Annotated in this window: 28 protein-coding genes and 1 pseudogene; 19 read left to right on the top strand and 10 right to left on the bottom strand. The window is 67.4% G+C overall.

The window, feature by feature from the left end:
• Positions 1-10: 10 nt before the first annotated feature.
• The 5 genes and pseudogenes from WC704_RS16300 to WC704_RS16280 form a co-directional block, all read left to right on the top strand.
• Positions 11-304, top strand: coding sequence for a hypothetical protein (locus tag WC704_RS16300; RefSeq protein WP_372891803.1), 294 nt, complete (start codon positions 11-13; stop codon positions 302-304).
• 103 nt (positions 305-407) lie between these two features.
• The gene (locus tag WC704_RS16295) at positions 408-1637 is read left to right on the top strand and encodes a TolC family protein (RefSeq protein WP_372891800.1); all 1230 of its coding nucleotides are present in this window, start codon (positions 408-410) and stop codon (positions 1635-1637) included.
• Entirely contained in the window at positions 1634-2845 is a 1212-nt protein-coding gene (locus WC704_RS16290; RefSeq protein ID WP_372891798.1) for an efflux RND transporter periplasmic adaptor subunit, read from the top strand. The genes WC704_RS16295 and WC704_RS16290 overlap by 4 nt, the downstream gene beginning before the upstream one ends.
• The gene (locus tag WC704_RS16285; RefSeq protein WP_372891796.1) at positions 2842-5991 is read left to right on the top strand and encodes an efflux RND transporter permease subunit; all 3150 of its coding nucleotides are present in this window, start codon (positions 2842-2844) and stop codon (positions 5989-5991) included. The genes WC704_RS16290 and WC704_RS16285 overlap by 4 nt, the downstream gene beginning before the upstream one ends.
• Positions 5988-6254, top strand: a pseudogene (locus tag WC704_RS16280) (copper-binding protein); the annotation flags it as partial. The gene WC704_RS16285 and the pseudogene WC704_RS16280, both read left to right, overlap by 4 nt.
• Here WC704_RS16280 and WC704_RS16275 read toward each other — a convergent pair.
• From WC704_RS16275 to WC704_RS16265, 3 genes are all read right to left on the bottom strand, one after another.
• Positions 6170-6784 (bottom strand): phytanoyl-CoA dioxygenase family protein, encoded by a 615-nt coding sequence (locus WC704_RS16275; RefSeq protein ID WP_372891794.1) that lies wholly within the window; start codon positions 6782-6784, stop codon positions 6170-6172. The pseudogene WC704_RS16280 and the gene WC704_RS16275 overlap by 85 nt on opposite strands.
• A gap of 17 nt (positions 6785-6801) precedes the next feature.
• Entirely contained in the window at positions 6802-7422 is a 621-nt protein-coding gene (locus tag WC704_RS16270; protein WP_372891792.1) for an acyl-homoserine-lactone synthase, read from the bottom strand.
• 74 nt (positions 7423-7496) lie between these two features.
• Positions 7497-8246 (bottom strand): LuxR family transcriptional regulator, encoded by a 750-nt coding sequence (locus tag WC704_RS16265; RefSeq protein ID WP_372891790.1) that lies wholly within the window; start codon positions 8244-8246, stop codon positions 7497-7499.
• A 212-nt stretch (positions 8247-8458) separates the two neighbouring features.
• Between WC704_RS16265 and WC704_RS16260 the strand changes: the two genes are divergently transcribed.
• Complete coding sequence (locus tag WC704_RS16260; RefSeq protein ID WP_372891788.1) at positions 8459-8809, top strand: transcriptional regulator domain-containing protein; 351 nt, start codon at positions 8459-8461, stop codon at positions 8807-8809.
• Between the two features lie 61 nt (positions 8810-8870).
• Entirely contained in the window at positions 8871-9302 is a 432-nt protein-coding gene (locus WC704_RS16255; protein WP_372891786.1) for a DUF2285 domain-containing protein, read from the top strand.
• Positions 9303-9385: 83 nt separating this feature from the next.
• On the opposite strand, the gene WC704_RS16250 is transcribed toward WC704_RS16255, so the two are convergent.
• Together WC704_RS16250 and WC704_RS16245 are read right to left on the bottom strand one after the other, a co-directional pair.
• A complete protein-coding gene (locus WC704_RS16250) occupies positions 9386-9781 on the bottom strand; it encodes a response regulator (protein WP_372891784.1) in 396 nt (131 codons plus the stop codon).
• A gap of 148 nt (positions 9782-9929) precedes the next feature.
• Entirely contained in the window at positions 9930-11012 is a 1083-nt protein-coding gene (locus WC704_RS16245; protein WP_372891782.1) for a sensor histidine kinase, read from the bottom strand.
• A gap of 896 nt (positions 11013-11908) precedes the next feature.
• On the opposite strand from WC704_RS16245, the gene WC704_RS16240 reads away from it, so the two are divergent.
• The 6 genes from WC704_RS16240 (at position 11909) to WC704_RS16215 (ending at position 16661) form a co-directional block, all read left to right on the top strand.
• The gene (locus tag WC704_RS16240; protein WP_372891857.1) at positions 11909-12868 is read left to right on the top strand and encodes an ArdC family protein; all 960 of its coding nucleotides are present in this window, start codon (positions 11909-11911) and stop codon (positions 12866-12868) included.
• Complete coding sequence (locus WC704_RS16235; RefSeq protein ID WP_372891780.1) at positions 12865-13080, top strand: hypothetical protein; 216 nt, start codon at positions 12865-12867, stop codon at positions 13078-13080. The genes WC704_RS16240 and WC704_RS16235 overlap by 4 nt, the downstream gene beginning before the upstream one ends.
• 2 nt (positions 13081-13082) lie before the next feature.
• Positions 13083-13523 (top strand): DUF2958 domain-containing protein, encoded by a 441-nt coding sequence (locus tag WC704_RS16230; RefSeq protein ID WP_372891778.1) that lies wholly within the window; start codon positions 13083-13085, stop codon positions 13521-13523.
• 90 nt (positions 13524-13613) lie between these two features.
• On the top strand, positions 13614-15455 hold the full coding sequence (locus tag WC704_RS16225) for a ParB/RepB/Spo0J family partition protein (RefSeq protein ID WP_372891776.1): 1842 nt from the start codon (positions 13614-13616) through the stop codon (positions 15453-15455).
• A 132-nt stretch (positions 15456-15587) separates the two neighbouring features.
• Positions 15588-16031, top strand: coding sequence for a hypothetical protein (locus WC704_RS16220; RefSeq protein ID WP_372891774.1), 444 nt, complete (start codon positions 15588-15590; stop codon positions 16029-16031).
• 123 nt (positions 16032-16154) lie between these two features.
• A complete protein-coding gene (locus WC704_RS16215; RefSeq protein WP_372891772.1) occupies positions 16155-16661 on the top strand; it encodes a DUF2306 domain-containing protein in 507 nt (168 codons plus the stop codon).
• Positions 16662-16746: 85 nt separating this feature from the next.
• Here WC704_RS16215 and WC704_RS16210 read toward each other — a convergent pair whose 3' ends face one another.
• The 3 genes from WC704_RS16210 to WC704_RS16200 all read right to left on the bottom strand — a co-directional run bounded on the left by WC704_RS16210 (position 16747) and on the right by WC704_RS16200 (position 18136).
• On the bottom strand, positions 16747-17364 hold the full coding sequence (locus tag WC704_RS16210; RefSeq protein ID WP_372891770.1) for a cation transporter: 618 nt from the start codon (positions 17362-17364) through the stop codon (positions 16747-16749).
• Between the two features lie 143 nt (positions 17365-17507).
• Positions 17508-17714, bottom strand: coding sequence for a hypothetical protein (locus WC704_RS16205; protein WP_372891768.1), 207 nt, complete (start codon positions 17712-17714; stop codon positions 17508-17510).
• 5 nt (positions 17715-17719) lie between these two features.
• Positions 17720-18136 (bottom strand): thermonuclease family protein, encoded by a 417-nt coding sequence (locus tag WC704_RS16200; RefSeq protein WP_372891766.1) that lies wholly within the window; start codon positions 18134-18136, stop codon positions 17720-17722.
• 440 nt (positions 18137-18576) lie between these two features.
• Here WC704_RS16200 and WC704_RS16195 point away from each other — a divergent pair, with 440 nt between their 5' ends.
• The 4 genes from WC704_RS16195 (at position 18577) to WC704_RS16180 (ending at position 20505) form a co-directional block, all read left to right on the top strand.
• Positions 18577-18897, top strand: coding sequence for a DUF736 domain-containing protein (locus WC704_RS16195; protein WP_372891764.1), 321 nt, complete (start codon positions 18577-18579; stop codon positions 18895-18897).
• 180 nt (positions 18898-19077) lie between these two features.
• Entirely contained in the window at positions 19078-19302 is a 225-nt protein-coding gene (locus WC704_RS16190) for a helix-turn-helix transcriptional regulator (protein ID WP_372891762.1), read from the top strand.
• A complete protein-coding gene (locus WC704_RS16185) occupies positions 19295-19900 on the top strand; it encodes a S26 family signal peptidase (protein ID WP_372891760.1) in 606 nt (201 codons plus the stop codon). The genes WC704_RS16190 and WC704_RS16185 overlap by 8 nt, the downstream gene beginning before the upstream one ends.
• On the top strand, positions 19888-20505 hold the full coding sequence (locus tag WC704_RS16180) for a lytic transglycosylase domain-containing protein (protein ID WP_372891758.1): 618 nt from the start codon (positions 19888-19890) through the stop codon (positions 20503-20505). The genes WC704_RS16185 and WC704_RS16180 overlap by 13 nt, the downstream gene beginning before the upstream one ends.
• Positions 20506-20518: 13 nt before the next feature.
• Here WC704_RS16180 and WC704_RS16175 read toward each other — a convergent pair whose 3' ends face one another.
• Entirely contained in the window at positions 20519-20830 is a 312-nt protein-coding gene (locus WC704_RS16175) for a hypothetical protein (RefSeq protein ID WP_372891756.1), read from the bottom strand.
• Between the two features lie 396 nt (positions 20831-21226).
• Here WC704_RS16175 and WC704_RS16170 point away from each other — a divergent pair, with 396 nt between their 5' ends.
• Both WC704_RS16170 and WC704_RS16165 read left to right on the top strand, forming a co-directional pair.
• Positions 21227-21586: a hypothetical protein gene (locus WC704_RS16170; RefSeq protein ID WP_372891754.1), complete on the top strand. Its 360-nt coding sequence runs from the start codon at positions 21227-21229 to the stop codon at positions 21584-21586.
• 344 nt (positions 21587-21930) lie between these two features.
• A complete protein-coding gene (locus tag WC704_RS16165; protein WP_372891752.1) occupies positions 21931-22947 on the top strand; it encodes a DUF4238 domain-containing protein in 1017 nt (338 codons plus the stop codon).
• 123 nt (positions 22948-23070) lie between these two features.
• Here the strand turns inward: WC704_RS16165 and WC704_RS16160 are convergent, their stop codons facing one another.
• Positions 23071-24114: a nucleotidyl transferase AbiEii/AbiGii toxin family protein gene (locus WC704_RS16160; protein WP_372891750.1), complete on the bottom strand. Its 1044-nt coding sequence runs from the start codon at positions 24112-24114 to the stop codon at positions 23071-23073.
• Positions 24115-24117: the final 3 nt, after the last annotated feature.

The following is a 24117-nucleotide window of genomic DNA, read 5'->3' as shown; positions in this document are numbered from 1 at the left end:
GGATATCATCATGAAAAACTTCAAGCAGGTGGCCGCGATCGCGGCTGCGCTCACCGTGTTGGCTTCGACCTCGCCGGCGTTCGCCGCCGATACCGCGCCGGCCTCGCCAATGGGCCACTACGAATGGCGTGGGCAGCCCAGTTTCGGTCCTCGGGCGCCCACGCGCGCGCCGACCCGCGTCTGGGTCGGCGACAGCGGGGCGACGGTCGCCAATTGCGACTGTCCGATGATGCACGCTACCGCGATGCAAGCCACGGACTGCGTGACCATGCCGACGAACGGCCGCTCCGCGTCTCAAGGCTAAGCAAACGCTAGTACAGGGAGCGCAGCCGATGGATGATCCATCGGCTGCGCTACAGCGGCTGCTCGCAATCTGTCCTTCAATATCCGTCCACACGGAGGCCGTGATGAGAATCTTCTATCTGCTACTTGCGGGTGTCGTGCTGCCTTCGGCTGCGCTGGCGGGACCGCTTACGTTCGACGACGCGTTGGCGAAGGCTCACGCCAGCGCGCCTTCTGTGAAGGCGAAGGTCTTGGGCGCTGACGCCACGCGATCCGCGCGCATCGCCGCCGGACAACTCCCCGATCCGAAGCTCGCGCTCGGCATCGACAGCTTCCCGATCTCGGGACCGCTCGCCTTCGAACCGCAGCGCGACAACTTCACCTGGGCGAAGATCGGCGTGTCGCAGGACATTCCCAACCTCGCCAAGCGCCGCGCGCAGCGTGGTCGCGCGGACGCCGATATCGCAGTGGCGGATGCGGGTACGCTGGTCGAAGTGCGGGTGGTCGAGGTCCAGACCGCGATTGCCTGGATCAACCTTGCTTATGCGGAACGGCGGCTGGCCGCGCTCGACGACGTGCTGTCGCGGCTCGGGCGCTTCGTTCGAACCTCGCCCAGCGCGGTGGCGTCGGGCAGCGCGCGACCCGCCCAGACTCTGGCGGGACGCGCGGCGCTGGCGCGCCTTCAGGACCGCCGCGACGAACTGGTATCGGCGGTCGCACGGGCGAAAGCGAATCTCACGCGCTGGACCGGCGAACCCGATCCCGAGATTGCCGGCGCCATTCCGGACATGACGGTCGATCCCGCGCGCCTGCGCGCATCGCTTGGCCGACATCCTTCGCTCGCCCTGCTGGCGGCGCAGGTCGGTCGGGCCGACGCCGATCTGCGGCTTGCGCAGGCCGATCGCCGACCTGATTTCGGAGTCGACCTATCCTATCAGCGCCGCGACCCGCGGTTCGGTGACTATGTCTCGGCGGGGGTGACGATCGGGCTGCCGCTGTTCAAGAAGCGGCGGCAGGATCCACTGATCGCCGCGCGCGCTGCCGATGCGGGCGGTGCGCGTGCCGATGCCGACGCGGCCTTGCGCGCGTTGACAGCTGATCTGGAGGCGGGCCTCGCCGATCACGTCATGCACCATGACCAATGGATGCGCGCGCGTGATGTCCTGCAGCCGCTCGCGCATGAGCGCGTCACGCTTGAGACGGCGAGTTACGCCGCCGGCCGTGCCAGCCTGATTGACCTCGTCGATGCCCATAGCGCGCTGGCCGATGCGATCCTCGAAACGCTCGACCGCGAAACCACCGTTGCCGCCGACGGCGTGCGATTGAACCTCCTCTTCGGGAGCGCAAACCAATGACCCTCAATTCGCTGCAGCGCTCGCAACTCGCCGCCGCCTTCGCCGCTGTCACGCTCGTGGCAGGCGCGGGCGGCTACTATCTGGCCAGTTCGCGCGGTGCCGTCCCTGCCGCCGGCGGCAATGTCAGCCGCAAGCCGCTCTATTACTATGACCCGATGGTCCCGCAGGAGCATTACGACAATCCCAATTCTCTGTCGTCGATGGGAATGGGGACAGTTCCCAAATATGCCGATGACGACGGCGCGTCGACGACGCCCGGTGTGAAAGTCGATCCGTCCTCGATGCAGAACCTCGGCATACGGCTAGCGAGCGCGACCAACGGCACGCTCGCCGGCTCGCTCGACGTCACCGGCGCGATCGACTTCAATCAGCGCGACGTCGCCATCGTTCAGGCGCGCGCTGCAGGGTTCATCCAGCGCATCTATGGCCGCGCGCCCGGTGACGTGATCCGCGCGGGTGCCCCGATCGCCGACGTGCTCGTTCCGGAATGGGGCGGCGCGCAGGGCGAATATGAGGCAGTGCGCAAGACCGGCGACCAAGCGCTGATCGCGGCGGCCCGCCAGCGCCTGCGCCTTATCGGCATACCAGGCGGCGCTACGGGCGGACGCGGCACGACCACGATCCGCAGTCCGATCGGCGGCGTCATCACGACGCTCGACGCGCGCGCGGGCGTGACGCTCGCGCCGGGCCAGACGCTCGCCCAGGTCAACGGGCTCGGCACCGTATGGCTTAATGCCGCCGTTCCCGAAGTCCGCGCAACTGATGTGCGCGTCGGCCAGCCCGCGACGGCGGAACTGGCGGGCTTTCCGGGCGAGCGCTTCACCGGTCGCGTCATCGCCGTGCTGCCGACCGCGCAGGCCGACAGCCGAACGCTGACCGTGCGAATCGAACTCGCCAACCGCGATGGCCGACTTCGCCCGGGCATGTTTGCGACTGTCCATCTCGGCGACACGTCGCGTTCGGCGCTGCTCGTGCCGAGCGAGGCGGTCATCCGCACTGGCAAGCGCACGCTCGTGATGCTTGCCGACGGCAAGGGGCGCTTCCGGCCCGCCGAAGTCCGCATCGGGCGTGAGGCCAGCGGCCAGACCGAGATTCTCGCCGGCCTCGTGGCCGGCGAGAAGGTCGTGGCGTCGGGCCAGTTCCTGCTCGACAGCGAAGCTAGTCTGACCGGCATCGCGGCGCGTCCGATCTCGGGCGATGCCAAGTGATCGCGCGGATCATCGAGGCGTCGGTCCGAGCGCGGATTCTCGTCCTGCTCGCGGCCTTCGCGCTTGTCGTCATCGGCGTCGGCGCGGTCCGGTCGACACCAATCGATGCACTCCCCGATCTGTCGGACGTGCAGGTCATTATCCGCACGACCTATCCGGGGCAGGCACCGCGCATCGTCGAAGATCAGGTCACCTATCCGCTCGCGACGACGATGCTGTCTGTGCCCGGCGCGCGCGTCGTGCGCGGCTATTCGTTCGTCGGCGACAGCTTCGTCTACGTGCTGTTCGAGGATGGCACCGATCTCTACTGGGCGCGCAGCCGCGTGCTGGAATATCTGAGTCAGGTGCAGTCCAGGCTGCCAGAGGGCGCCAAGGCGTCGCTCGGCCCCGATGCGACCGGGGTGGGCTGGATCTACGAATATGCGCTCGTCGACAAGACCGGCCGTCACGACCTCGCCCAGTTGCGCAGCATCCAGGACTGGTTCCTACGCTACGAACTGAAGGCGGTGCCGGGCGTCGCCGAGGTCGCGAGCATCGGCGGCATGGTGCGCCAATATCAGGTGATCCTCGATCCCCAGAAGCTCGCCTCTTACGGAATCACCCACGAGACGGTGACCGAGGCGCTCAGGCGCGGCAATCAGGAAAGCGGCGGGTCGGTGCTGGAGATGGCTGAAGCCGAATACATCGTTCGCTCGACCGGATATCTGGCGTCGCTCGACGACTTCCGCGCGATCCCGTTGAAAACCGTCGGCGGCACGCCGGTCATGCTCGGCGACGTGGCGACCATACAGGTCGGCCCGGACATGCGGCGCGGCGTCGCCGAACTTAACGGCCAGGGCGAAGTCGCCGGCGGCGTAATTGTTATGCGTCAGGGCAAGAACGCGCGCGAGGTAATCGACGGCGTCAAGACCAAGCTCGACGAGCTGAAGCGGAGCCTGCCACCCGGCGTCGAGGTGGTGACGACCTACGACCGTTCGGGACTGATCGACCGTGCTGTCGACAATCTCACCGGTAAGCTGATCGAGGAGTTCATCGTCGTCGCATTGGTCTGCGCGCTGTTCCTCTGGCATGCGCGATCAGCGCTCGTCGCCATCCTGACACTGCCGCTCGGCATTCTGGCGGCGTTCATCGCGATGCGCGTGCAGGGACTGAACGCCAACATTCTGTCGCTGGGCGGGATCGCCATCGCGATCGGCGCGATGGTCGATGCGGCGGTGGTGATGATCGAGAACGCCCACAAACATCTCGAACATTGGACCCGCGATCATCCCGACGACACACTGGCGGGACCGGAGCGATGGCGCGTGATCACGGCCGCCGCAGTCGAGGTCGGGCCGGCACTCTTCCTCTCGCTGCTGATCATCACCTTCTCGTTCGTGCCGATCTTCTCGTTGCAGGGGCAGGAAGGTCGGCTGTTCGCGCCGCTCGCCTTCACGAAGACCTACGCGATGGCGGCCGCGGCGATCTTGTCGATCACGCTGATTCCAGTGCTGATGGGCTATCTCATCCGGGGACGCATACCGTCGGAATCGGCAAATCCGATCAATCGTGTGCTCACGCGCGCCTATCGACCCGCTCTCGACTGGGTGCTGGCGCGTCCGAAGCAGGCGCTCGTCATCGCGGGGCTGGTATTCGCGACCAGCATCTGGCCGATCAGCCAGCTCGGCGGCGAATTCATCCCGCAAATGAACGAGGGCGACCTGCTTTACATGCCGTCGGCGCTCCCGGGCATCTCGACCGCCAAGGCCGGGCAACTGCTCCAGCTAACCGACCGCCTTATCAAGACCGTGCCCGAGGTCGACAGCGTGTTCGGCAAGGCCGGGCGCGCCGATACCGCGACCGATCCCGCGCCGCTCGAAATGTTCGAGACGACGATCCGGTTCAAGCCGAAGGACCAGTGGCGCGCCGGGATGACGCAGGAGAAGCTGATCGACGAACTCGACGCAGCCGTGAAGGTGCCCGGCCTTGCCAATTTCTGGATTCCGCCGATCCGCAATCGCATCGATATGCTCTCAACCGGTATCAAGAGCCCGATCGGAATCAAGGTCGCGGGTTCGAACCTCGCCGAGATCGACGCGACCGCTCGGGAGATCGAGCAGGTCGCGAAGACCGTTCCCGGAGTGAGTTCGGCGCTCGCCGAGCGGCTCACCGGCGGACGCTACATCGACGTCACGATCAACCGCGCCGCAGCCGCCCGCTACGGGCTCAATGTCGCCGACGTGCAGTCGGTGGTATCGAGTGCGATCGGCGGCGAGACGGTCGGCCAGACGGTTGAGGGGCTGGCACGCTATCCGATCAGCGTGCGCTATCCGCGCGAGCTTCGCGACAGCATCGACAGTCTTCGCAACCTGCCGGTCCTGACGCCGTCGCTGCAGCAGGTCACGCTCGGCACCGTCGCCGACGTCAACGTCAAAGATGGTCCGCCGATGCTGCGGACCGAGAACGGTAGGCCGGTCACCTGGATCTACATCGATGGTCGGGGGGCACCGCTGACCACCATCGTCGGCAGTCTCCAGCAAGCGATTGCTGCCAAGGTGAAGCTGCCGCCAGGGATCAGCGTCAGCTACACCGGCCAGTTCGAGTTCCTACAGCGCGCGGTCGAACGGCTGAAGATCGTCGTGCCGGCGACGCTGTTGATCATCTTCCTGCTGCTCTGCGCGACGTTCCGGCGGCTCGACGAAGCAGCGCTCGTGATGGGCACGCTGCCGTTCGCGCTGACCGGCGGCGTGTGGCTGCTCTACCTGCTCGGCTACGACCAGTCGGTCGCGACCGGCGTCGGGTTCATCGCGCTCGCCGGCGTGTCGGCGGAGTTCGGCGTAGTGATGCTAATCTATCTGAAGCATGCGCTCGCCGATCGAGGCGCAGACCCGGGCCCGGCCGACGTCGAGGCGGCGGTTCGCGAGGGAGCACTTCTGCGCGTCCGACCCAAAGCGATGACGGTCGCGGTCATCCTCGCCGGCCTGCTGCCGATCCTTCTCGGCACGGGCACCGGCTCGGAGGTGATGAGCCGCATCGCCGCGCCGATGATTGGCGGTATGCTCACGGCACCGCTGCTGTCGATGCTCGTGATACCCGCCGCCTATCTGTTGATGCGCCGGCGTAAGGCCGAAGACAAATTTTCAGCGACCGAAGGAGCCATTGCATGAATCTTCGACCAACTTCCGCACTGGCGCTTGCGCTCCTCGTGGCGGCGTGCGGGAAACCGGCCGCCGCTCCGGATCAGCCGACCGGCAACGTCGTTATGCCTGCCCAGGTCGTGGAGGGGGCAAAAGGCGTCGGCACAATCACCGCAATCGATCCGGTAGCTGGCAAGGTTACCTTCGCTCACGGACCCGTACAAGAACTGCATTGGCCGGCGATGACGATGAGCTTTTCGGCGCCGCTGAAATTGCTCGACGGCTTCGCAATCGGTGACAGGGTGGCCTTCTCGTTCGACTGGAACGGCAAGTCAGGTCGGCTGGTCTCGATCGCGCGGCAGTAGCCGCCAGTTCCGTCATCGCCATCTGCAGTCTTGCATATCATTGTTCGCGGTTTATTCTGGCCCTGCGCCGCGTCGAACGGCGCCGAGGCGTGAGAACCTCGCTTCTGGTCGCGGTGCGGCAACTGCGCCGGGGCGCCGGGATGCACCGCGATCGCCTGGGTGACGTTGAGCTGGATCGTGTCGCACCATGGCGACAGGATCTGTTCGACGACGCCGAGGATGGTCTCGTGCTGGACGAGCCTGGCGGTCTGGTCGGAACGCGACAGCAGGCGGCCGAACCGCTTGGTCGTCTCGCCGTAGAAGCCGCCTTCGCAAAATGGCGTGCGGTCGAAGGTGCTGGCGAGGTCGGCGTCGAGCGCCGCGATCGTTTGCGGCGGCAACGCTTCCGGGATGATGCACCAGCCTTCGCGGCTCAATTCTCCGGTCCAGCGATCGATGTCTCGGGTCGATATTATCATGGTCGTGCTTTCTCTGTTCAGGCCGCGGCCAGGCGCTCGTTGGCGAGGATCGCGTGGCGGCCCCGGATGCCCGCGGCGGCGAGCAGCGCCGGCGTCTCGGGCGTGATGAAGATGTGGAGTGCGGCAAGCGTCCTGCCATCGACGAGACACGGCAGCCCGAGCGGCTCGCAGCGCCAGCCGAATGCGAGGATCTGCTGATACCAGCCGAACTCGGCGATCGCGGTGTAGCTCTCGATGCCGTGATCGAGCGCATGGCCGGCCAGCGCCGCGACCAGCGCATCGCGCACCGCCCGACGATCGGGGGCGCACAGCCGGCGGTCGAGACAGAACCGCGTCACCTCGAAGATTGTGTCGCCGCGTGGCGGCGGTCCCTCGCACAGCATGTCGTAGAGGCTGTCGAGGATGTGCGGTCGGGTCGTCGGCAGCAGGCGGGCGGAGCCGAGATGGCCCTCATCGCGATCGGCAAGGATCAGATAGCGCGCATGCTCGTCGTCGAACTGGTCGATCTCGTATCGGCCGTCGAGCACCGGCACGTCCCATTTGAGGAGATCGACGAATACCGACTTGCGCGCGGCGAACATCGACCGGAAGATTCCGTCCGGCGGTGGAACGGCGTCGTTCTGCACGACGTGAAGCATGGCTTACTCCTTGGCTTGGCAGCCAAAGGGTCGGCCAGTTCGCGGGCCCGGCGATATACCGGAAAAGGGGTATATCAGCGGCGGAAGATATCGGTGAACGTGAGGGTTCCGTCGAACAACGCCCGGATCAGCAGCAATGTACGCTTGTTCACCCCATACCGCTCGCAGCCCTGCCTGATATGGCGCGCCACGGTTTCTTCGCTCAGTCCGAGGATGCGGCTCGTCTCCCAGTCGCTCTTGCCGCGCGCGGCCCACAGCGCACAGTCGCGCTGGCGGTCGGTCAGCGTTTGCGCCGGCTCGAGTTCGAACTGCCGGACCGACCACAACCGGCGCGCCGCCTCGAACGCGAATGCGCCGGTCAGTTGCGCCAGCGGCAGCATTCTATCCGGCATCGGCCGCCCGGCCTCGTTGGCGAACGAGCACGAGCCACGCGCCTCGCCGGGCACGTTGGCCGGAATCGTATATCCGTCGCCAATGCCCTGATCGCTGCCGAGCAGCAGGACCTTGCGATCGCAGGCGGTAAGCGGGATCATCTGCGGGATGTGCGACCAGCGAAAGCCGACGCTCGTCACATGGCTGGCACGGTGGACCGGGTCGGACACGCCGAGCGCGTTGGCATCGTAATAGTCCGCCCAGCGATCGGGGTAGTTGTGCACCCGGATCGCCTTGCCGCCTGCGGCAATAATATCGACGTGATGCGACAGCGCATAATATTGAAAGCCCATGTCGAGCGTGATCGCACGCAGCGCATCGTCAAGATCGCCAGCACTGGAAACGGCAGTGACGCGCGCAACGAACGCCTGCGCGGTCGAACGCATGCCCATGGGGCACCGACCCGATCGCAGGCGACGTCTCAAGTCGCCGTACTCCCCGCGATCACCCTTTTGCGTCCGTCGGCGGGGTCTCACGCCGTCGGCGAACAACTCCCGAAAACCCGCAACCTAACAACAGCTTACGGGCCACTATTCTGCCACGGCGACCTTGGTGAGTCCAATATATTGCAAATATATCGGGGTGCCCGATTCAATCAAAATGGATGCTTTTTGCTTCGTGGTCGGACGAGCGGTTTGCAGTGACATTCCGTTCGACTCCAGACTGGCGCCACGCTGACGATTATGCCCGGCTGCGCGGCATCGATCGGGCCGGACTGATGTGGGAATGGCTGCGGCGCGATCCCGGCTATGTCGCCTGGTACACCCGTGCGAGCACCGCGACGCGCGGCGCCCGGGCGGCAACCGACGATCCCGCGCAATGGGGGATTCACTTTCGCGGAATGCCCGGACCTCGCCGCGCCCGAGGCCCGGATCCTCTGGCGCGCCGATGTCGATCCCGGCACGCTCACCGTCATTGCCACTCCGACGGTCGGTCGCGATCCCGACGGGGTTGATCCGAATGCACTGTCGCGCTGGCTGACGATTGTTGCCGACCCGGGCGGGGTCGAGCATGCCGTGCTATCGGATGGCTGGCATCATATACGGCTCGACCTCGAAGCCGGCACGCTTACGGGCGATTCGCCGATCGTCCTCAGCTACCGCCTTCGCGGCATCGCCAGTGCCGTGACCAAGATCCTCCCGCTGAGGCGTCTGCTCCACCTGTGCCGCCACCACCGCTTTGCCGCGTCGCTGTTTCCCAATGATCGGCGGATCGAGCGCTGGATCGAACTGCTGCGGGTGCACGATGCGCTCGCCGACGGTGCCACCCAGCGGGAAATCGCACAGGCGCTATTCGGTGCCGAGCGCGTGGCGTCCGAATGGTCCGGTCCCTCGGATTCGCTTCGGTCGCGGACACGCCGGCTGATCCGTGACGCCACCGTAATGGCGCAGGGCGGCTATCGGTCATTGCTGCGCGGCGCGCCGCCAGACCCCGCGGACGAGTCTTGAAGGGATCTGCAAAATCGGGGTCGATGACGTACGCTGGCCGCTTAGCGACCGTTTGCAAGTTGCCGGTTTCGCGCCCGGCTGGTTTAGTCCGGGACGATCGCCGACGCTTTGTTCAGCAGTTGCGAGACCGCTGTCACGATCTGGCCGATGGCGAAGGGCTTGGCGATAATCAGGCTGTTGGGGACGCCGTTCGCGGTCCATTCACTCGTGCTCGCACCCGACATGTAGATGACCGGAAAATCGGCGACCAGTTCGCGTGCGCGCCGGGCGACGTCCCATCCGGTCAGTCCGCCGGCCGCCAGGTTTATGTCGGTGACGACCGCCCGCAAGGCGGCATCGTCTTCCTCGAGCATGGCAATGGCGGCTTCGGCGTCCTGCGCCGTCGCAACGCCATAGCGGGCTTCTTCAAGGCCGGAGATGACAAGATCGGCAATCAGGGCTTCGTCTTCGACGACGAGAATGCGCACGTCATCGGTCAATCGCTTCATTCCCCCGTGGCGCACGATCGTTTCATCACGATCCGGCATTGATTCACACACCCAACGCGTTTGGGCCGGAAATTATCCATGGTTGACGGAGAGATGAGCGACACCGTGCCCTTAGCCCGTTCGTCGCCGACCGAACGGCTCAGGCGGCGCGCAGCAGCGGTGTCGCCGCGGCCACGCGCGCGACGGTGACCGCGAAACCGGCTGGGCCGGTCGCCATTGTCACCTGGGCATCGAGCTGCTTGGCCAGCGCCGCGACGATCGTCGTGCCGAGACCGCCATCCGCTTTCGGCGGCTTGTCGGCCGCCTTGCCGACGCCATTGTCCGAGACGATCAGCGTCCAGTCATCCTGGTCGATCGTGTATCGGACAGCGATCGCCGCCTGATCCCGATGGTCGGGAAAGGCGTATTTGAGCGCGTTGATGATGAGTTCGGTGACGATGAGGCCAAGGCTCACTGCCTTGGCCGACGGGATCATTCCGGTATCGGAGGCGACGGTGATGACGACGGGCTGATCGTCGCCGATCATCGACGTCCCGAGCCCGGCGCACAGCTTGTCGAGATAGATGCCAACCTCGATCTGGTCGATGCCGTCGGTCATGTCGAGATGCTGCTGCACGGCCGCGACCGACATCACGCGCTGGTGCGCATCCTGGAGATGGAAACGAGTTTCGTCCGACGACACCGCGCGCGCCTTGAGCAGCAGGATGCTCGCGATGATCTGAAGGCTATTGGCGACACGGTGCCGCATCTCTTCGAGCAGCACCTCGTTCTGACGCCGCAACTCCTCGGAGCGTTCGAGCAACGCTGCCTTTTCGTGTTCGATCGCCCTGCGCTCGGTGACGTCGCGAAAGGCGAGCAGGATCGCCATGGTGTCGCTCTCGTCGTAAAGAACCTTGCGCGCGTTGAGCAGCATGATGCGATGCCCGATCGCCGGGAATTCATGATCCACCTCGAACCCGTCCATCGCGACGCGATCGGGCAGGATCGTCTCGAGCAGCACGCGCAGCGCCGGAATATCCCACTGCCCGTGGCCGAGCGCGTAGAGCAGGCAGCCCTGCGTTTCCGCCGGATCGACCTTGAAGATCTCGTAGAACGACCGGCTCGCCTCGAGCACGCGCAAATCGGCATCGAGCACCAGGAACGGCTCGGGGATCGTGTTGACGATCGCCTGCGCGAGCAGATTCGCTTCTTCGAGGTTCCGCACCGGAAGAGTGGTGGGCATGCCGCTCAGCTTTTCGCAATGCCGTGGAGATCGTCGAAGGTCATCGTCAGCCTTGCGCTTGCAGGCGAAGGCACGAATGTCCCCCGGTCACGGGACGCCTGCATAAGCGGTCGGGTGATGCGGGCGTTCTACCACGCCGCCGAGGGGTTGCCTATGCCTCGCCGGTAGCTGCGGTCCGCCGCCCCGCGCGCTGGTCGCGCGCGGCCGCGCTCTCATGGCTCGTGCCTCGCCACCGAGCCCCGCGGTGCGGGTCTCGGCCTGGCGGTGACGATCGGCTGGCGGGGGTCAGCATGACGCTGACCCTGGACGTGCGGGGCTGAGGACGCACACTGCCGGACCGCTCTGCAGGCCCCCACAAAGCGATACTTTGTGTGTTCCCTTGGCGGCCGGACAGGGTGCGGCGCCCAATGGCGGCCCCGCGGGCGCTCCGGCTTGCGCTCGGGACGGTGCGCCCGGTTTCGCAGGCAGACGACACTTGCCGTCCTGGCCTGCGAAGCCCGACCCTGCACCTCCTGCCCTCCCGCGCCGCCGGGGCGCCCGTTCTTGTTCGGGCGGCGTTGCCGCCGGTTTGACAGTCGCCGCGCCGGCGCGCGGCGGCGTCGTGGTGCCTCTCCCGGAGGCGCGGGAGTGAGCGGCGCTCCCGGCTAGGCCCGCCCGCGTCCTCGGCAAGCCGGGCTGCGCCCGGCTCCTTCACTGCGTTGCGGCCCTCCCACCCCATCGCTGACGCGATGAGGCCCCGGATACGGGTGCCGGGTCCGCTCAAGCGGGCCTCTCCGGTCGCTTCTTGCCGCCCACCCCCGCTTTCCGGGGAGGCCATGCCGGTTTTTGGGTGGCGATGGAGGCGAACCGTGCCTGTCCCGACCAGCCGACCCGCGCGTGGCAAGCGGCGTTCCCGCGTGGCGAAAGGCGCGCGCGTTCCGAACGTCAGCCCCCGGCGCAACGCGCCACAGGAGCCTCGCGCCAATCTCTATGACGAGGTGACCGCGCGGATCGTCGGCGAACTCGAAGCGGGGCGGGTGCCGTGGGTGCAGCCGTGGGGCCGACCCGGCGGCACCGCGCCCGGTCTGCCGCGCAACGCGCTTACCGCGCGGCACTATTCGGGCGTCAACGTCCTGATCCTGTGGGGGGCGGTGATCGAGCACGGCTTCCCGTCGCAAGGGTGGCTTACCTTCCGCCAAGCGCTCGAGGCGGGCGGGAGTGTCGCGAAGGGCGAGCGCGGGACGACCGTCGTCTATGCCGACCGCTTCGTCCCCGAGGCCGAGAAGGCGCGCGCGGTCGAAACCGGCGACGCCGCCAAGACCATTCCATTTCTCAAACGGTTTACCGTGTTCAACGTCGCGCAATGCGAGGGATTACGCCCCGGCCTCGCGCCCGACCCCGCCCCGCTCCCCGACCGCGAGATCGTGCCGGTCGCCGAAAGCGTCATCGCCGCGAGCGGCGTCGCGTTTCGCATCGGCGGTGGCGAGGCGTTCTACAGCCCGTCGCACGACTTCGTGGCAGTCCCGCCGCAGCCCGCGTTCTTCGACCAGATCAACTATTACCGCACCGCGCTGCACGAACTGACCCATGCCACTGGCCACCCCGCGCGGCTCGACCGCAGACAAGTCACCGCGTTCGGCACCAAGGATTACGCGCGCGAGGAACTGGTTGCCGAAATGGGGTCGGCGTTCCTGTGCGCCGCGCTCGGCATCGTCCCGACCGTGCGCCATGCCGACTATCTGGCGTCGTGGCTCGACGTGCTGCGCGCGGACAATCGCGCGATCTTTCGCGCGGCGAGCGCGGCAACCAAGGCGGCGGACTGGCTGCTCGACCGCCACCGCGCGCATGTCGCCGCCAGCGCGGGCGCGGCGGCGTGACCGAAGCCCGCGCCTCGTTCGCGGTCGAGCCGACTCCCATCGGCCCGCAGTCGCTGGTCCCCGGCGTCGTCCCGATCACGCCGCGCGACCGGTTGGCCGCGCGCGCCGCCGCGCCGCTCGAACCGAAGAAGCCGCAGCGCCCCTGCGACCTCGGGCTGTTCGACCTCAACGCCCGCAACCAGCTCGACCTGTTCCAGCTGAGGAAGGACTGACGATGGACCTGCTCACCCCCGACCTGCGCGCGCGACTCCGCGCCAATGCCGTTGCCCATCACGACGCGATGCAGCACGGCACCACCGAGCCGGACCCCGCGCCGGTCGTCAAGTTCTTCAATCCGCTCGGCGCGGCGACATGGCTCGCGACCGAACTCGACAGCGACGGCGACACCTTGTTCGGCCTCGCCGATCTCGGGTTCGGCTGCCCCGAACTCGGCAGTTTCAGCCTCGGCGAGATCGCCGCGCTGCGGCTTCCGTTCGGGCTGACCATCGAGCGCGACCTGTGCTTCGCCAGCACGGTGCCGCTGTCGGTCTGGGCCGACACCGCGCGCCGCGCCGGGTCGATCCTGTGGGCGGCGCAATTGCTCGCGCGGCTCGCGCCGCGCCCCGACCCGTCCGTCGATTCCGACCAGCTTCCGCCTCCGCAAGGGAGCGGCTGACGCGCGGCGCGTTCCCGCCGCAACCCGAAAACCGGTCCCGTCCATCCTTCAAGAAACAGGCGGGACCGGCGCTCACAAGGAGCAAGACCCATGAAACTCGACTTTATCCCGCAAGACAAGCTGTCGGTCAGCAAGACCAACATGCGCTACGCCAAGAAGGCACCCGACGTGTCCGACATACTGCCGACCGTGCGCTCGCGCGGCGTCATCCAGCCGCTGATCGTGCGCCCCAATTGCGGACCCGACGCCTTCGAGATCGTCGCGGGCGCGCGCCGCTGGACCGCCAACGGCATCGCACTGGCCGAGGGGCTGGACCACGGCCCGCTACCGTGCGCGATCCTCGAACCCGGCGACGACGCCGACGCCGTCGAAGCCTCGATGATCGAAAACATGGCGCGGCTCGACCCCGACGAGGTGACGCAGTGGGAAAGCTTCGTCCGGCTGGTCAAGGAAGGCCGCAAGCCCGACGAGATCGCCGCGACGTTCGGATTGCCCGACCTGTCGGTCAAGCGCATCCTCGCGCTCGGCAACCTTCTGCCGCGCATCCGCGACCTCTATCGGCACGAGAAGATCGACGCGGGCACCGTGCGTCACCTGACGATGGCGACCAAGAGCCAGCAAAAGGCTTGGCTGGCGCTGTTCGAGGATTCGCAAGCCTATGTTCCGACCGGCCACCAGTTGAAGGCGTGGCTGTTCGGCGGCGCGGCGATCTCGACCAAGGTCGCGCTGTTCGACGTGGAGGCGTTCCACGGCCAGATCGTCGGCGACCTGTTCGCCGAGGAGCGCTTCTTCGCCGATGCCGATGCGTTCTGGACCGCGCAGAATGCCGCGATCGACGCGAAGCGCGCCGACTATCTCGACGCGGGATGGAGCGATGCGGTGATCGTGCCGCCGTCCGAGAACTTCCAGTATTGGGAGCATGAGCGCGCGGGCAAGCGCAAGGGCGGGCGCGTCTATCTCGACGTATCGGCGCGCGGCGAGGTGACGGTCCACGAAGGCTATGTCAGCCGCAAGGAAGCCGCGCGGATCGCCAAAGGCGAGGCAGTCGGGACCGGCCAGAAGGCGGCGCGCCCCGAGGTGACGAGCACGATGCAGACCTATATCGACCTGCATCGCCACGCCGCCGTGCGCGCCGCGCTCGCCAGCCAGCCCGGCGTCGCGCTGCGCTTGATGGTCGCCCACGCCATCGCCGGGTCGCCGCTGTGGAGCGTCAGGATCGAGAAGCAATCGACCCGCAACGAAGACGTGCGCGAGAGCGTCGAGACGTGCGCCGCCGAAGCCGCGTTCGACGAGAAGCGCCGCGCGGTGCTTGGCGTTCTCGGGTTCGACGAGGACACGCCGACCGTCACCAAGGGCAATGGCGACGATTACGGGCTGGCCGGGCTGTTCCTGCGCCTGCTCGACCTCCCCGACCGGTGCGTCATGGAGGTGATCGCCATCGTCATGGGCGAAACCCTGATGGCGGGCAGCGCCGCCGTCGAGGCGGTCGGAGTGCAGATCGGCGTCGACATGGCCCGCTACTGGCAGGCCGACGACGCCTTCTTCGAGCTGATCCGCGACAAGGAGGTGCTGACCCGCATCGTCGCCGAGGTGGCGGGCGAGACGGTCGCCGCCGCCAATGCGGGCGAGAAGGGCAAGACGATGAAGAAGGTCGTCGCCGACCATCTGGCGGGTGCGAACGGTCGCGCCAAGGTGGATGGGTGGGTGCCCAAGTGGATGGCGTTTCCGCCGTCCGCCTATACGCCGCGCGGCGGCGTCGGCACGGTCAAGGCGCATGCGCTGGTCGAGGCGGCGCGCGAGATCGAGCGTCGCGCCGACCCCGCGCCGGGCGGCGACGACGAGCCGGACCCCGCCGCCCCGGCGAGCGTGGCCGCGCTGCCCGACGCCGGGAACGACGAAACGGAGGGTGACGCCGAGGCGCTGGCGGCGTGACGCGGGACGGGCGGCGGCGCGTTGCCGCCGCCCGCTTGCGATTGCCCTGACCCCCGAAATCCGGCCGCGCGCCCTCGCCCGTCCCCTGGCGGGGCCGGGCTCGGGCGCGCGGGAACTGACAGGAGAAAGACAATGGCCGACCGTGTTTCGGTATCGATCACCATCGGCGGCGAGCTTGCCGCCAGCGACCGCGACCGCTTCGTCGCGGCCGTCGCCGACGAGGGCTTGTCCATCGAATGGGACGGTCCCCGCTTCGACGCCGCGCAGCTGCCCGACGGCGAGCCGCTGCGGCTGTTTGCCCACGAAGTCGCGTGGGGACGGCTCGACGATCTCGAAGCATTGTGCCTCGATCTGGCGCTGCCATTCGTGCGCTGGTCGGGCGGCTATGGCTGCGAATGGTCGCCCGAGATCATCGTGTTCGACGGTTCGGGCGACCTGCTGTCGTTCGACGCCGACGAGCAGGAGCGCGTGGTGATCGGCCGCGCCGACGTCGAGCGGCTCGGCAGCTACGGTGCCGTAATCGCGCATTTCGCCGCCGCCGACTTCGTCGTCCCGCCGCTTCGCCCGACCGGCTGACGCGGCGTCGCGCCCGTCTCGTAGCCGGGCCGGCGCGGCGCGGCGGCGATCCGCGCGACCCCCTTGTGGCGAGCGGATTCGGCGCGGCCTGACGAGTCGGGCATTTTGGCGTAGGTTCGCCGGATGACGGGGACGACCAGCATCATCGGCCTGCCGGTGCCCTCCACCGATCCGATCTTTCTGGCCATCATGGTCGTGCATATCGGGTTCGGTCTGGCCGCCGTCGTCACCGGGCTGCTGGCGATGCTGAGCAGGAAAGGCCGGGGCCGCCACGCATCATGGGGCAAGGTCTATTTCTGGTGCCTTTCCGGCCTCTGCGCCACGATGGCGGCGCTTGCGGTCATGCGCTGGGCGGAGGATTATCCGCTGTTCCTGCTCGGCACGCTCGCCTTCGCCTCGGCCTGGGCAGGGCGGCGCCTGCGTCGTCGGCCCCGGCTCCATCTCGCCGCGATGGGCGTCTCGTACATCGTCATGCTGACCGCATTCTATGTCGACAACGGCAAGGCGCTGCCGCTGTGGAAGGAGCTTCCCGCCTTCGCCTACTGGATCCTGCCGGCCGCGATCGGCGTGCCGCTGATCGCCCTGGCGTGGCTCCGCCATCCGCTGGCGAGACGGCGGGCAGAGCGGTAGCGGCGCAGGGAATCGACGCCGCGCACACGCCTCCGAGGCAGCCCCCCCCGCGCGGCGCGGCGGTCATCGGGGTGCCCGCCGCCAGCTATGCGGCAGCGCGATGCTCGCGCCGCGCCGCGCTCCACACCTCGCGCGCGGCATCGACGTTCATCGCCGCGATGCCGAGGCCGACAATCAGGTCCGGCCACGCGGCACGCCAGACGTACGCGGTGACCATCGCCGCGCCGATGATCGCGAGATTGGCGAAGGCGTCGTTGCGCGCCGACAGGAACGCCGCTCGGGTCAGGCTCCCACCGCGATGCCGGAATCGCGCCAGCATGAGCGCGCAGAACAGATTGACACCAAGCGCGCCCAAGCCGGTGAGCGACAGCGCGAAGGGGTCGGGCGCGACCGGCGCGGCGACCTTGTTCCAGGCGGTCCACAATGTCGCCAGACCCGGTATGAGCAGGATCGCGGCCAGCGCCATGCCGAGCCGCGCGCGATTGCGCGCGGTCCAGTTCAACGCGACCAGGATCAGCAGATTGACCGACGTGTCTTCGAGAAAATCGACCGAATCGGCGAACAGCGAGACCGATCCGATCCGCAATGCGACCGCGAACTCAACCCCGAAATAGGCGAGGTTGAGCAGTGCGACGATCGCGACGACGAGGCGTAGCGCGGCGTGGCCGGTGCGGTTTCTATCGTCAAAGTCGGTTTTCATCATTGCTGCATAGCTCAGGTGTTTTGAGCGACGATAGGGCGCGCGGGCTCAGTCACCCGGCGTGAGCACAAGCGCGCAAGCCGCTGGTGACAATCCTGATTGCGCGACCACGCCGAGCATGACGCCGCGCGGCCGTCCACTTTGCTTCAAACGCGCAGACGTATGACCATCTTTTCGCCGTAGCAGAGTGAGCAGATGTCGCGACGCCGCTCGAACCCTTCGTTGCCGGCAAGGAGCCGCGTTTCCTGATTGGCACGTTGCGGCGTCGTCAGATTGAGACGCTCGGCGATACAGCCGTCGCATACCGGATGGGGCGCAAGCCGCGCAACGAAGGCGCGGACGGGATCGAGCAAGGCCGTCACCCGCGACGTCGATCGGGCGCACCGGCGCACCAATCGGGCTTGGGTGCAAAGCGCGGCCACCATCGAGCGACTCCATCCGCGACGAGAATTGTCGCGAGATCGCGGCCGTTCAGCATCACCTTGGCGACGGTTCGATTGTAGCTCCGGCCGACGCGCACGATCGTCACGTCGCGACCATCGAGCAGGGCGCGTGCGCGCGCCGCCGCCGCCTCGCCGAGAGCGATTTCCGAGCGGCACCTGGCCTGGTCGGCGTGAGTCTCCGGTGCATCGATCCCCGCGATTCGGATGCGCTCGCCGCTGGTCAGCCGGAAGGTGTCGCCATCGGTCACGTAGCGCACGCGCGCCTCCTCGCCGGGGGCGGCGGCGATCAGCAGCAGCGCGGCGATCGCGGCGAGGCGGGGCGTGCGAACCATCGAAGACCAAACCTTTCCCTGCCGTTCTGCCCGTCCCGAGCGCCCCGCGCCAGCGGCGATCTGTCCCGACAACGGCCTCTCGCGAAAGCGGGAACGGCGACGTGCGAGCGGGGCGATTAGCGACGATCCTGCCCCTTCCCGATACCTTCGGGGGCCGCCAATCCGCCCGGCAATTGCCGCGTTCTTCGGTTCGCGCGCAACCCGTCCCGGCTCCTGAGCGCATGACCTGGACAGCCACCGCCCGCGCGAAACCATCGCGGACGAACTGATTTCCCCGACCGCCGTTGGCGGTCTCCTCGCGGCCGCTTCGCTCTCAAATCAGCCCGCCGCTCCGGTCCTCCGCTGCGCTTCGGCCTCACGGTTCGCGCGCGCGGTTCGGCCGTCCCCCCGGTCGCGCCATCGTCCGGAAACGGTTCGGGCGACTTCCAAGGAGACGAACAATGCCAGCCATCGGATATGTCAGCCGCAACGGAAACGGCTTCAAGGGCCAGCTCAAGACCCTGTCGATCCGCGCCGATGTCGAAATCGTGCCGAACACCCGCAAGTCGGGCGACACCCAGCCGGACTATCGCGTCCTGTCGGGCGGGGTCGAGCTCGGGGCCGGGTGGAACCGCCGCAGCGAATCGTCCGGCAACGACTATGTGTCGCTGAGCCTCGCCGCACCCGAGTTCGGTCCGCGCCGGCTCTACGCCAATCTCGGCCGCGCCGCCGGGCAGGACGACGACGACGCCTTCGCGATCATCTGGAACCCCGCCGACTGACCGCGGCGGCCTCCGCGCCCGATCGGGCGCGGGGGCCGCTTCGTTGGCGTGGCGGTCGGACGGCAGAGGGGGGGGTCGGAATCGCGTATAGCGTTTTGCGACCCTGCCGGACCCGGCGCGCGGCGTCCAAGTCGAGCGCGTCGCGGCGCAATCGGGCACCGCGTTTGACCGGACCCGAACATGGACGACACCGCAATCCGCGCGCAGGCCGCGCGCGCCACCTGTCCCTATCTCACCACCAAGCAGACCGCGTTTCATCTCGGCATCGCCGAGAGCACGCTGCGCGCACTGCGCGCCGCCGGCCGCGCCCCGCTCGGCCGCCGCCACGGCCGGACCTGGCGCTATCATATCGACGATATCGAGGCCTGGTCGGTGGCGCGCAGCAGCGGCGGGCGTCATGACTGACCGCCGCGATCCGCCCGGTATCCCGCCACAAAACCTGCCTCTGTTCGCGCACGCCGCGGTCCAGCGCGATGCGCTTCGCGCCGCGCGCCTGCGGCGCAACCGGCTGCGTCGCCGCTGCGCCGTCGCCGCCGCCGGGATCGCGCTGGTGGAATTGACGATCGCCCGGCCACCGCTGCCGCGCCTGATCTGGAACGCCAGCGCGAGCGCCCCGCTGGGACTCTACGCCGTCAGCCCCGACGCGCCGCTGGCGCGCGGCGACATGGTGGTCGCCTGGGCGCCGCCGGCACCGCGCGCGCTCGCCGCCGCGCGGCATTACCTGCCCGCAAACGTGCCGCTGGTGAAGCGGGTGCGCGCCGTCGCCGGCGACCGGGTGTGCGCGATCGGAACTGCGATCTCGGTCGACGGCAGGCACATAGCCGACCGTCTTCTGCGCGACCGCGCCGGTCGCCCGATGCCGTGGTGGCACGGCTGCACGACACTCGGTCGCGGTGCGCTGCTGCTGCTGAACGATGCGCCGGCGTCGTTCGACGGGCGCTATTTCGGGCCAAGCCGCAGGACAGACGTGATCGGCAAGGCGACGCCATTATGGCTGCGCTGAAGGCGATCGCCGTCGCGGTAGCGCTGTTCGCGGCGGCCCCGGCGCACGCGGAATCGGTCGCCGACTGGCGCCCTTACATCATCGAGGCATCAACCCGGTTCGGTGTTCCGGTGGCGTGGATCGAGCACGTCATGCAGGCGGAGAGCGCGGGCCGGACGACGCTGGGCGGGCGGCCGATCACCAGTCGCGCGGGCGCGATGGGGCTGATGCAGCTGATGCCCGCGACCTGGGCGGAACTGCGCGCCGCCTATGCGCTCGGTAGCAATCCCTACGATCCGCACGACAACATCGTCGCCGGCACGGCCTATCTGCGGGCAATGTACGACCGGTTCGGTTATCCCGGCCTATTCGCCGCGTACAATGCCGGGCCGGGGCGCTACGCCGACTATCTGGCCGGCAGGGCGGCGCTCCCCGGCGAAACGCGGGCCTATCTGACCAGCGTGTCGGGAAGCACGCCGGAGCGAGGGAACCCGGATGCCGTACGTCCAGTCGCTGGCCTGTTCGTCACGCTGGCGACCGCGGCGCGCTCCACCGACGCAGCCGCTGCGCCAGCGCCGCCACCGGGGCTGTTCGTCCCGCTGTCGTCGGCCCGCCCCGGCCAATAGCAGGGTGCAGGCGCTAGCGCGGTCGGCTACCGATGAACTTACTCGTGCGCTCGCGGCTGTCCGCCGTGATGACCGCTTCGCTGGCATGAGCGCATTCGTCCCCGCGCACCGATCCTTCCCGGCAGCCTGCGATGATGGTCCGGGCCTCGTCGAGATTGGCGGCGAAGTATTGCGTGCCGCGCGGGGCCGGCACGGCGGCAGCGGGAGCGTAACCATCGGCCATTGCCGCTGATCGCGTCGGCGCGAGAACGGGCCGCAGCATGAACCCGGCCGCGAAGCCAACGGCCAGCAGGACCAGCGCGACGACGATCGATCTACCCTGCATTGTGCCCTCCTGCCTCCGCCGATGAGCGGTCTGAACAATAGCAAATTCCGCTTCGTATTCAAAGCGAAGGCGCCGCCGGATCGGATGATCAGAGCAGCGCAGATCGGTACTTCCAGCGTCGGTTCACCGTGGTGAGGTGGGAGGGGCTCGTCTCGGGTCGTCCGAGCATGGCGGCCGGCGGAACGCCTGTGCAAGGCCGGCGGCGCCTCCAATTTTGCTGCGAACCGGAGGCTGCTGCGCAGCCGAGTCTGTTTGTTTTCGACGCAACAAAATCGGTTCCTCCACCGCCGCTTCGCGGTGCCTGCGCTGCGCTCCGGCAGCCCTGACAGACGCCCCGCCGACCGCCGGACGAGGGCTGTCCTCGATGATGGGGGCAGCAATCGGATGGAGGCTTACATGACGATGTTTCAACCCATTTCGGCAGCGTCGGATCGCGTGCTGGCTACGTTGATCGCGGGGCTCGAAATCGAGTTTGGACGGGGCGCGGGCGAAGGTCTGGCGCAGCATTTCCTGGCCGCGGAGGATGCGGATTTTCGCTGGGATGTGCGGATCGAGGAGCGCTGGCTCGGGGCCTACGACAGCGAGGATGCGGATGACTTCTGGCTCGATCGGGTGGCGATCTGCGGGCGGCTGGACCGCCAATGGTTCGCGGCGACGATGATCGTGGATGGCGACGGCAACGCGCACGGGATGCTCGGATGCCGCGAGTTTCGCAGTCGGAAGGCGGCGTCGGAGGCGATGGCCAGGGCACATTGATCTCTGGAAGTGAGGCCGGGACGTGGTGCGGACAGCATCGCGTCCCGGCCTTCTTTGCCTCGGCTCGTCCACGGGAATGAGGAAGTGGCTGAGATGGTCGAAGAAGGGGATTGGGCGGTGAGATCGGGAGGGGGGCGTAAGGCAAGATAAAGCTGCGGCACCGGTCGTGTCGCAAGTCACTGTCTGCACATCGTTTTTCGGGAGATCCGACGACACCGGCGCGACGCTGCCGGTGTCGGATCAGAAAGAAGTGGCGGTTTTCCGCGGGTTGCGTCGGCACCACAGGCTCTCCAGATCCGGTAGCGCACCGGTGGTGATCGGCAGGAAGGAGGGGCAACGATCGAATGACGCGAGACGGCATCGCCCCGGCGCGCAAGCGGCATCATTTCGTACCGGTCACGTATCTCAAATCGTGGACCGGCGAGGATGGCAGATTGTACGTCTATCACGCCGATCAGGCCGGCACGCCGCTGCATGTCCGCCCCGAGGAAACCGGGTTCGAGAATTACTATTACAGCCAGGTCCGTCCGGACGGCACGCGCGACAATAATTCTTTCGAGGAATTGTTCGGTCGGACGGAGAGCCATTGGCCGATGGTCATGGCGGGCCTCGACGCGCGGCGGTTCGCACCGGGCGATCTCACAACGCTCTACACGATGGCGACGATGCTGCGCGCGCGCGTGCCGGCGGCGCGCGATTATCAGGAGGCGCTGATGGCGCTCGAGACACGCACCAGTCTCAAGGTCTTCGCCGAGCTCGGCAAGCTGCCTGCCAAGCTGCGGCGCTATGAGGACGAATTGGACACGGTCGAGGTGACGGTCGAGCGCTCGCGCACGCTCGGCACGATGGGCGCCGACATGCGGCGGTTCGGCGACCTGACGCGCCGGCTCGGGTTCGAGATCCTCTGCAACGAAACCGGCGTCGATTTCATCTCGTCCGACAACCCGGTGGCCTATTACGATCCGACCGATCCGGGCATCCGCCATCCGTACATCGACAATACCAGGATCGAACTGCTTTTTCCGGTGTCGACCCGCCACGTTCTGCGGGGATCAACGGCCCTGGTGCGCGTCGGTCACGCCGTCCGCTTTCGTCCGCTACGCGACCCGGCCCGCGTGCGCGCGATCAATCGCACGATCGCGCGATATGCCTATCGACTGGCCTTCGCGCGTGATCGCAGCGCCGACGCGTTGATCGACCGTCATCGCACGACTTCGCCGGTGCTCGACGCGCATGTCGTGCGAAAGCCCGGCGAAGTGCAGTATCACATAGGTCACAAATTCGGGCCGCGCCCGGAGCTGCCGAAGTTTCGCCCCGAACGCTGCGAGGACGGTCTCTACGAGGAAGATTTCGACCTTTAGGGTTTGTCATTTGCCGCCGATGGGTCGAGCGAGCCGATCGGCGATCACGGTCGATCGGAGGATCGCCTTTCGACTGGTCGGCGCGGCGCGACCGGTGTGGACGGTTCCGCCAGACGGCAAACGCTAGACGCGGTTCACGACTTCCTCGAGCCCGGCGACGCTTTCGATGACCGCATCGAAGCGTGGCGGGGTGCCGAATATCATCGCCGACATGGCGCCATAATCGCGTCGGAGCACGTCGTGCATCTCGCCCTCGGGCACCAGCGTGAACGTGGGCGGTTCGGCGATGGCGAGGTTGTAGGGCTTTCTGTCGAAGAACATGCGCGCATGCGCGACGCAATCCCGACCCAGTGCCGGGTCGTCCATGGCGCGCTTGCCCTCGTCCGATGCCATCAGCGTATGGACGTCGTAATAGTGTCTCGACACCCGGTTGCCGCCGCCCTGCAGTTCGCCGCGATTGATGAACCACTGCCGCTGTCCGTGCAGGATGACGACTTTGTCCCAGAAGGTGCGTTCCGCATCGACCACGGTGATGCCTGGCACGGCGAGGTCGAGGCCCGGCGCATCGTCATCGACATACGGCCGGATGGTGCACAGCGAATTCGGGTCGAGCGCCGACTTCGCGCCCGACTCGATCTTGACCTGCTGGTCGACGTAGCTGTCGGACGGCGTCGCCGCCGGATATCGCACCAGGAGGGTCTGGTCGTCCTTCGGGTGGCGAAGGATTTCGAGCGCGGTCGCGGGAAGCCCGTTTCGTTTGCAGGCCTGGACGGCGATGGCGCTCAGATCGGCAAGCAGCGGACCGGTGATGTACGCCTCGCAGGCTGCCTTGATCGCAGCGAGCGCCCCCTTGCGTTTCTTGCCGCTCAATCCGGCCAGTTCCTCGATCGAATGGGCCTGGCCGAGATCGTCGCGAAACACCGTGACATCAATGTCTTCGGAAAAGCGGCTGATCAGCCCGAATCCCTTCGACAGCGACGTGCCGCCCTTGAACAGCAATCTCGGACCCTCGGCGCGACCGTTGAAGAGGGCGTCGAGCACCCAGCATACCCAGAAGTCCTTTTCGGTATTCTGCGGCGTCGTGCCGAGGCGTTGTGCCGTCGTCGTGAACAGCCCGGCCCTGGTGTCGTCGTCTGCCGAAATGACTTCGTCGAAGGCGGGGTTCATCGA

The sequence above is a fragment of the Sphingomonas sp. genome, assembly GCF_041661885.1.
Lineage (GTDB): Bacteria > Pseudomonadota > Alphaproteobacteria > Sphingomonadales > Sphingomonadaceae > Sphingomonas.
Note: the sequence above shows the minus strand (reverse complement) of the source record. Positions and strands in the feature narration are given on the sequence as shown.

What these genes read in the sequence shown, in the direction of transcription:
- WC704_RS16175 (WP_372891756.1), bottom strand. Translation starts at nt 20,830, where the DNA reads ATGCAGGGTAGATCGATCGTCGTCGCGCTGGTCCTGCTGGCCGTTGGC.
- WC704_RS16300 (WP_372891803.1), top strand. Translation starts at nt 11, where the DNA reads ATGAAAAACTTCAAGCAGGTGGCCGCGATCGCGGCTGCGCTCACCGTG.
- WC704_RS16230 (WP_372891778.1), top strand. Translation starts at nt 13,083, where the DNA reads ATGGACCTGCTCACCCCCGACCTGCGCGCGCGACTCCGCGCCAATGCC.
- WC704_RS16185 (WP_372891760.1), top strand. Translation starts at nt 19,295, where the DNA reads ATGACTGACCGCCGCGATCCGCCCGGTATCCCGCCACAAAACCTGCCT.
- WC704_RS16260 (WP_372891788.1), top strand. Translation starts at nt 8,459, where the DNA reads ATGCTTTTTGCTTCGTGGTCGGACGAGCGGTTTGCAGTGACATTCCGT.
- WC704_RS16295 (WP_372891800.1), top strand. Translation starts at nt 408, where the DNA reads ATGAGAATCTTCTATCTGCTACTTGCGGGTGTCGTGCTGCCTTCGGCT.
- WC704_RS16160 (WP_372891750.1), bottom strand. Translation starts at nt 24,114, where the DNA reads ATGAACCCCGCCTTCGACGAAGTCATTTCGGCAGACGACGACACCAGG.
- WC704_RS16210 (WP_372891770.1), bottom strand. Translation starts at nt 17,364, where the DNA reads ATGATGAAAACCGACTTTGACGATAGAAACCGCACCGGCCACGCCGCG.
- WC704_RS16270 (WP_372891792.1), bottom strand. Translation starts at nt 7,422, where the DNA reads ATGCTTCACGTCGTGCAGAACGACGCCGTTCCACCGCCGGACGGAATC.
- WC704_RS16245 (WP_372891782.1), bottom strand. Translation starts at nt 11,012, where the DNA reads ATGCCCACCACTCTTCCGGTGCGGAACCTCGAAGAAGCGAATCTGCTC.
- WC704_RS16225 (WP_372891776.1), top strand. Translation starts at nt 13,614, where the DNA reads ATGAAACTCGACTTTATCCCGCAAGACAAGCTGTCGGTCAGCAAGACC.
- WC704_RS16195 (WP_372891764.1), top strand. Translation starts at nt 18,577, where the DNA reads ATGCCAGCCATCGGATATGTCAGCCGCAACGGAAACGGCTTCAAGGGC.
- WC704_RS16180 (WP_372891758.1), top strand. Translation starts at nt 19,888, where the DNA reads ATGGCTGCGCTGAAGGCGATCGCCGTCGCGGTAGCGCTGTTCGCGGCG.
- WC704_RS16275 (WP_372891794.1), bottom strand. Translation starts at nt 6,784, where the DNA reads ATGATAATATCGACCCGAGACATCGATCGCTGGACCGGAGAATTGAGC.
- WC704_RS16220 (WP_372891774.1), top strand. Translation starts at nt 15,588, where the DNA reads ATGGCCGACCGTGTTTCGGTATCGATCACCATCGGCGGCGAGCTTGCC.
- WC704_RS16290 (WP_372891798.1), top strand. Translation starts at nt 1,634, where the DNA reads ATGACCCTCAATTCGCTGCAGCGCTCGCAACTCGCCGCCGCCTTCGCC.
- WC704_RS16200 (WP_372891766.1), bottom strand. Translation starts at nt 18,136, where the DNA reads ATGGTTCGCACGCCCCGCCTCGCCGCGATCGCCGCGCTGCTGCTGATC.
- WC704_RS16265 (WP_372891790.1), bottom strand. Translation starts at nt 8,246, where the DNA reads ATGGGCATGCGTTCGACCGCGCAGGCGTTCGTTGCGCGCGTCACTGCC.
- WC704_RS16190 (WP_372891762.1), top strand. Translation starts at nt 19,078, where the DNA reads ATGGACGACACCGCAATCCGCGCGCAGGCCGCGCGCGCCACCTGTCCC.
- WC704_RS16165 (WP_372891752.1), top strand. Translation starts at nt 21,931, where the DNA reads ATGACGCGAGACGGCATCGCCCCGGCGCGCAAGCGGCATCATTTCGTA.
- WC704_RS16215 (WP_372891772.1), top strand. Translation starts at nt 16,155, where the DNA reads ATGACGGGGACGACCAGCATCATCGGCCTGCCGGTGCCCTCCACCGAT.
- WC704_RS16170 (WP_372891754.1), top strand. Translation starts at nt 21,227, where the DNA reads ATGACGATGTTTCAACCCATTTCGGCAGCGTCGGATCGCGTGCTGGCT.